Origin of the sequence: Thiomicrorhabdus heinhorstiae (assembly GCF_013391765.2) — a bacterium.
Classification (GTDB): domain Bacteria; phylum Pseudomonadota; class Gammaproteobacteria; order Thiomicrospirales; family Thiomicrospiraceae; genus Thiomicrorhabdus; species Thiomicrorhabdus heinhorstiae.
In genome coordinates, this window is sequence record NZ_JACBGI020000023.1 from 1 (window position 1) to 10,875 (window position 10,875).

Annotated in this window: 6 protein-coding genes; 1 reads left to right on the forward strand and 5 read right to left on the reverse strand. The window is 45.5% G+C overall.

The genetic code is table 11. The features are described from left to right. Positions 1-193 precede the first annotated feature (193 nt). Genes H8792_RS09785 through H8792_RS09795 form a run of 3 tightly spaced genes read right to left on the reverse strand, consistent with a single transcriptional unit; the run spans position 194 to position 6,065 of the window. Positions 194-3,976, reverse strand: a complete 3,783-nt coding sequence (locus tag H8792_RS09785) for a YhdP family phospholipid transporter (RefSeq protein ID WP_185978777.1) — start codon at positions 3,974-3,976, stop codon at positions 194-196. A gap of 26 nt (positions 3,977-4,002) precedes the next feature. Beyond that, complete coding sequence (rng, locus tag H8792_RS09790) at positions 4,003-5,472, reverse strand: ribonuclease G (protein WP_185978778.1); 1,470 nt, start codon at positions 5,470-5,472, stop codon at positions 4,003-4,005. Between the two features lie 14 nt (positions 5,473-5,486). Next, the gene (locus H8792_RS09795; RefSeq protein WP_185978779.1) at positions 5,487-6,065 is read right to left on the reverse strand and encodes a Maf family protein; all 579 of its coding nucleotides are present in this window, start codon (positions 6,063-6,065) and stop codon (positions 5,487-5,489) included. A gap of 152 nt (positions 6,066-6,217) precedes the next feature. Between H8792_RS09795 and H8792_RS09800 the strand changes: the two genes are divergently transcribed. Then, positions 6,218-6,613 carry a hypothetical protein gene (locus H8792_RS09800; protein ID WP_185978780.1) on the forward strand — a complete coding sequence of 132 codons (396 nt, stop codon included), beginning with the start codon at positions 6,218-6,220 and terminating at the stop codon, positions 6,611-6,613. A gap of 33 nt (positions 6,614-6,646) precedes the next feature. On the opposite strand, the gene H8792_RS09805 is transcribed toward H8792_RS09800, so the two are convergent. Together H8792_RS09805 and H8792_RS09810 are read right to left on the reverse strand one after the other, a co-directional pair. Further along, positions 6,647-9,475 carry an FAD-binding and (Fe-S)-binding domain-containing protein gene (locus H8792_RS09805; RefSeq protein WP_185978781.1) on the reverse strand — a complete coding sequence of 943 codons (2,829 nt, stop codon included), beginning with the start codon at positions 9,473-9,475 and terminating at the stop codon, positions 6,647-6,649. Positions 9,476-9,595: 120 nt separating this feature from the next. Continuing rightward, the gene (locus H8792_RS09810; protein ID WP_185978782.1) at positions 9,596-10,774 is read right to left on the reverse strand and encodes a capsular polysaccharide export protein, LipB/KpsS family; all 1,179 of its coding nucleotides are present in this window, start codon (positions 10,772-10,774) and stop codon (positions 9,596-9,598) included. Between the last annotated feature and the right edge of the window lie 101 nt (positions 10,775-10,875).

Here is a 10,875-nt window from a genome sequence, read left to right on the forward strand (position 1 = left end):
TTAAAATCCGGTGTCAAATATTTTTTCAAACTTTTTTCACCGACTTCCAACTCATCACAGCTCGTCAGACTTGGTTTTCACTCCAAGTGGCCGCTTCGTTCGCTGCCCCTCGGAACAGCTGCGTATTTTAGTTACTTAATTTTTTAAGTCAACACTTAAATTGCAAATATTTTTTATTTTTTTAATTTGAACGTTACTCATTACCAAAATCGATACTAGATCGCTTTTCTTCCAACTGCTTTATATTCGGGTTCATCCAGGGCCCGGTTATCGCAAACCGGTAGGTAATTAAATTTTCATTTATTCCCGGCAACACCTTCATAAGCGTATAAACCGCTAACGCAGTTAAAGGATTAGCGGCACCGACAAGGGCGGCAATGGTCGGCAAAGAAGATCCCACGGCCGGCGTTACATCCGCTTTCAAATCAAAAGACTCTTTTTGTATATCGATCTGCCCTTTCATGGAAACATTAGCCGACGGCGCTTTTAACGCAAAATCGTCCAAACTCAGGAATCCGTTTTCCAACTTGGCCTGGCCTTTAATTTCGTCATAGACCATGCCTTTATTAGTAACATCCTTCAGATCCAGCTGTAAACGTCTTGCCAGGGACTCAACACTTAACAACCCCAACAGACGCGCAAAGCCGGGCTCAACATCTTCAATAACGCCGTCTTTCAACTGAAAGTTGATCCCTCCCTTAGCACGAACCGTAGAAAAGCACTCCAGCTCTCCCAACCAGTTCAGAGCGAGTTTCACGTCCGCACTCTTACCAGTAAAACCACTCTTTAATTTTAAGAACTTGGTTACTGAAGCGACGTTTTTTGAGGTAATCGCCATATTCAATAGACTGGAATTCTGTGAATAGTCATAGACAAAATCCCCTTGTATGGCTCCGGCGCCATTGCCAAAGCCACCCTTAAGATCGGGAATCTTATAACCCGTATTCGTTTTATCGATGTGAAAATTTAGATGGTCAATCTTACGTCCATCGATAGAGATATCATCGCCATCAAAAGTCAGCAGCTTCCACGGGAAGGTGTTTTCAACAGGTTTGACGCATTGCTGGTCACTTTTTTCTGCAAGCTCAGGTCGAGTGTCGGCTGTGACAAAATCAAGACGATCGACTTTGACATCCAACTTCTCTTCACCGCTAAAGGTAACTTCGCTGGCAAGAATCTCATTTTCTACCTTCAGAATAATTTGCTGCTTATCTTCATGCCAACTCAGCAACAAATCTTTCAAAGGGTGGTTTTTAACCATTAACTCACCGATATTCAGAGTCGATTTACGCCACTGAAGCTGGCCACCGGAATCACTGTACTGATTTTTCAAACCACTATTTTCGATAAACTGCAGCCACTGATCGAAATCCACCCTGCCGATATTGCCGCTCACAAACAAGCCGGGTTGTAACTTAGTACCCGAAATACCACCTTTTCCTAAACTGACATACACCGCTCGCGGCGCATAGTTACCTTTCCCTTTGCGCCAATCTCCTTTTACCGCCAGTAAAGATGCAACACTAGCCTGGAGGTCAATCGTTTTTTCGGCAAAACCAACATTCAACTTAATTGCGCTCTTACTCAAGGCCCTTTCATCAAATGGGGCCGGGAAACGGCTCTTTGCCGTCGAGAGAGGAATATTAAGCGCCAAATTCGAAGCTTTTTCGGCAGAAAAAGGCACTGTCATATTCGCTGTCCAAGGCAAGCTGCCGGCGAATAACTGCTGACTGGCATCTTTTAGAGCTCCATTACCTAGGATCATGATTTGTTTGGACTTGGAATCGGTAGTGACTTTTACCTGTCCATTCCCTTTTAAACGGTCGGCCGCGACAATAAAGTCCAGACGATCTGCACTCACGCCTTTTTCGGAAACATCCAGTTCGCCATTAATGCTAGACAGGCTCAACTTAGAGTGAAAATTCAACGATGCCTGCTCAAGTTTGACATGACCTTTTACTTTTTCACCCACCCCGTCGAAACCGGACACGGGAATCCAAATCGAATCCAAGCGAATATCAGCTCGACCTTGAAGAGGTTTTGCTCCATCCAATACCGAGCCCAAACCAGTCAAAGCTTTAACAGGAGTGCGATTTAAATAACCAGAAACTTGATCCATTGTGGCTGAGACATTACCACTTATATTCACCGCAATATCATGTTTATTTAGATCGGCAATTTTGACCGCCACTTTTTTCGCCAAAACACCATCGCCCATATCCACACTTTCCGAGCGAATATTTAGGGTATGCGGCTGGTAGCGAAGATAAACTTTGGCGTGTTCAATCATCGGCCATTTAGAATCGAAATTTAACTTAACGTCATCGACCTCTCCCGTCACCGAAAAGTCGCCACCCCCATCGTTAAATGGAAACTTGCTGACATCCCCTTTCAAAGAAGATTTCAGGATAATGTTCTTACCATCGACCAAGGCCGTAGACAGCCATTTTGTCAAAGGTTTTGACATAAAGCCGTACGGCAGATATTGCTTCAACGTCGACATATTATTGACTCTCACTTGTAATTCGCCCTCAAGCTGAGTGAAGGAATCATCGGCTCGCAGGGAAAGGCCAAACGGAATTTTATCGACGAAAAATTTAAAATCTTCCAATGCCCATGAAGTATTGTCTTTTACCAAACTCCAACGCTTAGGCAGGTCTACGCGAATCGCTCCGGAATGAATCCGAGTATCAACCATCCACACCGGAAGATTAGTTGTAAACTCAAACCCATCAGGGCGTTTATTGATCTGCAGATTCTGTACAGCCAGACTCGGAAATTCCGTTTTTGGAACCGTCAACTTATCGACCTTGACCGACAAATCTTCAAGCGTCAATGTCTGCCAGTTTAGCAAACCGTGCAAATCGGAAATACTCAACTCGGCAGCTTGGTCAAACATCGCGTAAATATGAGGATTGGAGATTGCCGATTTAATCATATTTTTAAACGGATCAATATCGACGGCTTTAGCTTCGAAATGCAACAAGCTTTTGTCATCAAAATACAGCACTAAGGGGGAAACGGTTTCGATGAAACGATTATCCAATTGCATCTTGGAAACTTGAAATCGCCAATCACGGAATTCTCTATGGATATTGCGGTGTTCCAGCACCCAACTTAACTCAACACCCATGCTTTTCGGCAGATTTTTCACACGGTTAACGGAGGAACTCCAGTTCAACGACTGGCCATTGACATTCAACACCACCGAAGAGAGCTGTGACTGAGAAACGGCTACTTTCGCATCCAGCAACATATCGCCTTTCGGCAGAACACCGGACCACGAGGATGGCAACAGTTTTTCGATACGCTCAAAGCGTAAAGGAGAAAACGAGTTAATATTGAGCGTGCCACTACCTATCCCTTTCCATTCACTCGGTGTAAAGGAAGCGGTTAAATTAAAACGCTCATAATCCAGGAATTTGTCGTAACGCACTCCAAATTCAGCGGCAAGATTCAGCTGCGCGCCTTTCAAAGAACGCAGGTTATTGATATGCAATGTCAAATCGGGATAAATAAGATTACTGACAACAAAGTCGGAAATTCGGACTTTCTGCCATAAACGTGCCACATCAAAATCCTGGACACCCAAGACATTCGACGGCTCTGATGTTAATTCCTTAGAGCCGGAACCACGGCTCAGGTAGCCTTCTTCAATATCAATTTCACTACCGATTGACCAACCAGGCCAAAGCCAGGCAAAAAGATTAACATCAACCAGTGCCTTACGGGCCTGAAATTCATAGGATCCATTTTTAAAATAGGCACCATCCAGATCGACTCGAAACCCGAGCAGATTCTGCTCGATGCTGACATCCTTAAATTTCACCTCCGCATCGGTCAGCCATTCAACAAAATCAACCGACTGCTGAGGTGCAACTTGAACCCAGGTAATCACTGCCCGGGTGACAAGAAGGTAAACCAGAAAAACTGCGAAGAGAAGATGCAGTAATTGATGCACTCGTTTTATCAACACGCCTAACCTCTTCTCTTTACTCTCGATTACATCATAACGACATCGAACTGCTCGGCCGCATAGGTGCTTTCCGCTTGAAAGCGAATGCTTTTATTCAAAAAGGCTTCCAGCTCCGCCACACTGCTGGACTCTTCATCCATAATTCTTGATACCACACTCTCGGCGGCAATGACGCGATAAGTCTGCGCATCGAAAGAGCGCGCCATACGGGTAATTTCCCGGAAGATTTCATAAGCTACCGTTTCGGCGGTCTTGACCGTTCCGCGGCCGCTGCATACCGGACAAGGTTCACATAGCGTTCTTTCTAAACTTTCTCTGGTACGTTTGCGAGTCATCTCGACCAGTCCCAGACTGGAAATACTGCTGATCGTCGTTTTAACCCGATCCTTGCTCAGCTCTTTCTCCAAAGAACCTAAAACATGCTGTTGGTGGTTGGAATCTTCCATATCGATAAAATCAAGAATAATGATGCCGCCCAAGTTTCTTAACCTTAACTGGCGGGCGATCGCCTGCGTCGCTTCCAGATTGGTTCGGTAGATCGTCTCTTCAAGGTTCCGATGGCCGACAAAAGCACCAGTATTAACATCGATGGTCGTCATCGCTTCGGTCTGGTCGATAATCAGATAACCGCCGGATTTGAGGTTGACACGCTTATGCAAAGCAGCCTGCAGTTCTTCCTCGATATTATATAAATCAAAGATCGGGCGCTCTCCTTGATATAGACCGACCCGATCGGCCAATTCCATAACGTACATATCAACGAAAGACTGCATCTTTTTCAAGGTTTCCGTGGAGTCGACACGAATTTTCTCGATACGATCAATCGGAATATCGCGCATAATCCTCAAATACAGTGGAAGATCTTCATACACTACCGCAGGTTTACGCGCTTGCCTCGCTTTATCCTGAATACTGTTCCACAAGCGTTGCAGGTAAAGCATATCAGCGCGCATTTCATGAAAATCGACACCTTCGGCAACCGTTCGAACAATGTAACCACCCTCCGATCCCTGATATTCCGGAATCTGTTTGACCATCTCTCTTAAGCGTTCGCGCTCTTCTTGCGAATCAATTTTCTGCGAAACACCAAGCGTTTTCTCGATCGGCATATACACCAGCATTCGCGATGGAATCGTTACCTGCATCGTGATTCTGGCACCTTTGGAGCCGAGTGGGTCTTTAACGACCTGAACCATGATTTTCTGCCCGGGATGCAATAGTTTGACGATATCGTCGCACTCCGTATCCGGATAGCCTATTGCATGATGACACACATCCGACACATGCAAAAACGCTGCTCTTTCCAAACCGATATTGACGAACGCCGCCTGCATCCCCGGCAAAACCCGCTCTACTTTACCGATGTAAATATTTCCAACCAGACCGCGTTTATTGGATCGTTCAACCCAAACTTCCTGCAATACGCCGTTTTCAACCCAGGCCACCCGCGTTTCGTTCGGGGTAACGTTTACTAAAATTTTTTCTTCATTATTCATAGTGCATCAAGCCTTTACTCTTGATAGAAGTTTGCTTGTAGCAACAACTGATTCAATTCAAAAATCGGCAATCCCATCACCGCCGAATAACTGCCGTCGATGCGGCTAATCCATTTAGCCGCCTGCCCCTGGATCGCATAAGCCCCCGCTTTATCCATCGGCTCACCGGAAGCAACCATTCTCTCGATTTCTTCAGTCGGAATTTCGGTGAACTCAACCCGAGTCTGGTTCACTGCCGAAAAAACCTCACCATCGTACACCACAGCCACCGCGGATAAAACTTCATGCGTCGTTCCGGAAAGCTTCCTTAACATTGTTGTCGCATCGGTCGTATGTCTTGGTTTACCTAGCACCTTATTATTTAAGACTACCGCCGTATCACCGCCGATCACCCAACAATCCTTACCTTCAATTTTATTAAAGCCATCCAAAGCCTTTTCAATCGCAATTCTGCGAACAAAGGAAAACGGAGATTCGTTGGGAAGCGCTACTTCTTCAACCGGAGCTTGTACCAGTTGAAAAGTCAGCCCCATCTGCTGTAAAAGCTCTTGACGTCGAGGCGAACTCGACGCTAAATATAGTTTTTCGGCCATTGCTGATCTAAATTATTAAACTAAAGGGTAAATATAAAATCGATAAACGCTTATTCTACCGCGTCGAAGATAATGAAACCCTTAAAAACCAATTAATATTGTCATGGAAACGTGGAGCAATCCCTGTTAACAAGACGTAATCGGAATTATGAATGGACATTTTGACTACTGATCACAGCATCACTGCCCTTGAAACCCGTTTTGAAGCCCATTACTTAACCGGCAACGATTTTTTTTCCGCATTGATTGCGGAAACCGAGATTCCCTGGTTACTGATTATCCCCAAACAAACCCTAAACAATCCCGATTTCATTGCCGGCTACTACCAGCAGATCCATCATTTAATTCAACATCTCCAGGATCAAGGTTTTGGACCGCACTACAATCTGGCAAAAATCGGCAATAAAAACCCTTATCTGCACTATCATCTGATATTCCGAGATGAAAAAGATGCCGTCTGGCCGGATGCGATTTGGTGTCACGAACCCTTGACACCAAGTGAAACCAGATGGAAAAAAGTAAAACAGGCTCTCGAAAACTTCGAGTGAGGAAAAGAAAAAGGCTCTGCTAATCGACAGCAATTAGTCAGCGGCGCTTAACACCTGTTCAAAAACCTGGGCAATATGCAATGCCTGATAACCGCCCAGATCGGCAACTTGATGGCGGCAGCTGGTCCCGGTGGCGACAATCCAATCACCATCGGACGCATTTTGAAGCGCCGGTAGAAGCGCCTGCTCGGCAATGGTTTTAGAAACGTCATAGTGCTTATAACCAAATTCGCCCGACATGCCACAGCAACCTGATGAAATCATTTCTACCTGTAAACCTTCAATCCACTGTAGAGCCCTCTGCGAGTCCAACGGTTTTGCCAGCGATTTCTGATGACAGTGGACATGCAACCACACTTTTCTGGGTGAGGTACGCAACCGCGGCAGTTTTTCAAGCTCGACATAAGAGAGAATAAACTCCTCAAAACTCTGAATATTTGAGCGCCAAACCGGCATTTTTTCCAAAGCTGTTGACTGTGGCGCCTTCGCCAGCAAATCTTTCGCTTCATCACGCCACACCAACAACTCAGAAGGCTCAATGCCAATTAAATAGTCCTCTTCTCTAACCTCTAGCAATTGCTCGGCAACGTCCAGTAACGCTGCCCTTGCTTCAAGCAGCAAACCTTTACTGATCAGAGCACGCGGCGACTGGGCCATAAACAAGGGTTGGACAGACAACCCAAGTTTTTGCAGACTGTTTAAAACGGCCTGGCCAACCTGTGGCTCCTGATATTGGCTAAACAGATCACACAGCACCCAAATTCTTGGCGCTCGACTATCCGAAAAGGGTTTCTGCTTACCCCACCAAACCTGCAAAGATTCTGCTCGAACCGACGGTAAATTACGACGTGGATCAACCCCCATCAGTCGTTTCACCAAAGCCAGAGATTGAATTCCATTAAACAAGCGCGGGAATAAAGCCCCCAACTTCATTAAACGGCCATAATGCTTTAAGGCCAAACGACTCAAATCCAGAAACTTTCTTGACTGATACAAAACTTCCGCCTTTAAACGAGCCATATCCACATTGGCCGGACACTGGCTTTTGCAACCTTTACAGCCAAGGCAAAGCTCCAAGGCATCTTTCAACTCAGGGTGGCTCAAAGCCTGGCGAGGATCCGGTTCCGTCAAAGCATGACGCAATAGGTTGGCTCGCCCGCGCGTCGAATAATTCTCTTCTCGAGTGGCCTGATAAGAAGGACACATTAAACCGCTCGACTTACGGCATGCACCTGCTCCATTACACTTTTCAACGGCGTCCATCAAAGACAGGTCTCCACTCCAATCAAACGCCGTGGTCAATGACTGTCGTGGCTGACGATCTGCACGTAAATTTTCGGTAATCGATACATTTCCGAGAATTACCCCCGGATTGAGCAAATTATGCGGATCAAAAGCGCGTTTCAGTTCTAGCAGCCATGCATAGACCTGTTCGCCAACCTGTTCCTTGAGGAAAGGCGCACGGATTCGGCCATCACCATGCTCACCGGATAAGGCACCGCGATATTTTTTTACCAACGTGGAGTTTCGTTCAGCAATCGTCCGGAACAATTGCTTACCTTCACTGGTCGCCAGATCCAACTCAGGACGGATATGGATCAAACCGACCGAAGCATGCCCGTAATAAACGCAACCCACTCCTAGCTCGGCCATTAAATTCCGCACATCCTGATAATAGTCATACAAGGAGGTCACGGGGACTGCGGCGTCTTCAATCACCGCAACCGCTTTTTTGCGCGTTACTTTCCCCATCAGCATCCCTAGCCCGGCTTTGCGCACTTCCCAAATCTTTGCAGAATCAGCCCGATCAATAACCGGAACCGAGTAAGATCCATTTTGTAACAACCATTGCTGCTGTTCGATCAACCGTTTTGTCAGAGAGTTTTCATCTTCATCAAACAACTCGATCACCAGCACCGCCAGCGGATCACCATCGATCCAAAAACGGTTTTGCTGCTGCTGAAGATTGGTTTTAGTGCCATCCAGTGTAGCTTTATCGATCAACTCTATCGCCGCAGGACGAAACTCCAACAGATGATTTACCACCTTCATCGCCTTTTCGACCGAATCAAAATGGGCACAGATCAGTTGTTGAAATTTTGGCGTTTTGACTAAATTCAGCGTGGCTTTTTTAATCACCGCCAGAGTTCCCTCGCTCCCGCAAATCAAAGGTGCCAGATTAAACGGCCTGCCGTCCGGGTTGAAAGGTTGATGGTGACGGTATAATTCATCCAGAGCGTAACCGGTATTACGGCGTTTAATGGACGGATGCGGATAATGTTCGAGAATGGTCTTGCCGTGGCGCTCAAGCAGGTTGAAAATCGTACGGTAAATGTTTCCTTCAAAGCTCTGCAGCTCGAGTTTTTCGCGCAGTTTTTGTGGAGTCAAAGGTTCGAAAATGGTTTCGGAACCGTCGGCTAGAACCACCTCAATCGATTTAACATACTCGCGGGTCGTTCCATAATAAACCGAGTACGAGCCACAGGAGTTGTTGCCGATCATGCCGCCGATCATGGCCCGGTTGGATGTGGAAGTGTCAGGTGCAAAGCGCAAACCGTCTTTTCTGACAAACGCATTCAGGTCGTCCTGAATCACGCCGGGTTCGACATCGACTTCTTTTTCGTCCGGGCGGTAATCGAGAATATGGGTCAGGTGCTTGGAAACATCAATCACCGCTCCGCTGCCGATCGCCTGTCCGCCTAACGAAGTTCCTCCGGCACGCATGGTAATCGGCAAAGCCAAACGAAGACAGGCCTCAACCTGATGCGTTAAATCGGTTAGAGATTCGGGGCAGATGAATCTCTCGGCCGGAATTTCAAATACCGAAGCATCATTTGAAATAGTTTTAATTGAATTATTCATGTGATTTAAAATTTACACGCTCTTCCAGCAGAGGAGGTCACCATCCATTGCTACCGGAAAAACTCCCAACCCCATAGCAAGAGACCATCACGATAAAATATCGGGGGAAATCGAACTTAATTATTGCTCAACGCTGCTTTCGAACTCTTCAAGTTTGTTTCTAACCGACTGGAAATGCTGTTCATCAGGCTTTCTCCAATCCCCCTCAACCAGAAACTCGTTGGAAAGATAACTTAGCAACCCATGTCTTGCTTCTTGGTCATAATCCCAGCCTGCGACAACCTTTTTGACGGCTGCATTCAAACTTTCCGAGTCCGTCGCCCTCAAGCATAGAAACTGATAGAACGCTTTGCCTAAACAAATAACCGGTTTGTTTAGCAGTACCCCTTCAAAACCGACCGTAGAATTAATCGTTATGACGGCCTGAGACTGGTTAACCAGAGTTTCCGTATCGACTTGATTGGCAAAGAAAACGTTTTTTCTATTTTCTGCTTGAACCATCAGATCGGAGTAATCGACGCTTGAACTCGGATGCAATTTATAAACAACATTTACTCCCAACTTAGACAACACGTTACTGGTCTTTTCGAAAAGATCCAGCATATCGGTTATCCAGGGAGAATGAGCAATAATCTGAGTATCGTAATCGACTTGGAAAGGAACAAAGAAGTAACGCTCCGGTAGCTCAGTTACCCCTTCTTTACTTAAGTGAGTCAACCTGAAATTGCGAGTCGGCAAGCGGCCTTCCAGGTGATATTCAGGCCCTTGCTTGGCATATTCCTGATAAAAACTCAGATTCTGGTTCAAGTCAGAAGAACAGTTAACTCCTGCCAAATTCATTTGTGTGCTATTCGGAAGCCAGCCATTCTCCATATAAATACACCGAACCGGCAAATCTTTAACCAAGGACTTAACAATCAAGCTGTATGGTTTTTGATCATTCCACAACCATACAAACTCTATAGAGGGATATTCTTTGAGATATTTATCCACTTGAATCGCGAGAAGTTCGGCTTTTTTCCGGAACTTTCTCTTATAAATTTTCTGCGCCCACTTCATACTGTACAGCCAATTAAGCTTAGGATTCTTTTTAAGCTTCTCGGTTAACTTAAAATCCAGCGCACGACTCAAATCCAATCCCTTAAGTTTTTTAACAACATCAGGATCCGGATTATTTTTCAAATACTTATCATAAATAATGACATATTCACCATCAAAACAAGTCTTAGCCAAGATATCAAAATAGTTAAATCCTCCCCTATGGCTAATAAACAAATGTTTAATAGAGTTGTTCCGCATAAACCGTTCCTACTAATTTTGGGTGGACGAAAATGAACGAGCTTTCTTTAAACAAATAGCACCTACTGTTCCAGTTTTTCTCACCCAAAGATAACTGTTTT

Bases quoted from the DNA above. Each gene is read 5' to 3' on its own strand.
- rng (WP_185978778.1), bottom strand. From the start codon at position 5,472: ATGAATAATGAAGAAAAAATTTTAGTAAACGTTACCCCGAACGAAACG.
- H8792_RS09795 (WP_185978779.1), bottom strand. From the start codon at position 6,065: ATGGCCGAAAAACTATATTTAGCGTCGAGTTCGCCTCGACGTCAAGAG.
- H8792_RS09800 (WP_185978780.1), top strand. From the start codon at position 6,218: ATGGACATTTTGACTACTGATCACAGCATCACTGCCCTTGAAACCCGT.
- H8792_RS09805 (WP_185978781.1), bottom strand. From the start codon at position 9,475: ATGAATAATTCAATTAAAACTATTTCAAATGATGCTTCGGTATTTGAA.
- H8792_RS09810 (WP_185978782.1), bottom strand. From the start codon at position 10,774: ATGCGGAACAACTCTATTAAACATTTGTTTATTAGCCATAGGGGAGGA.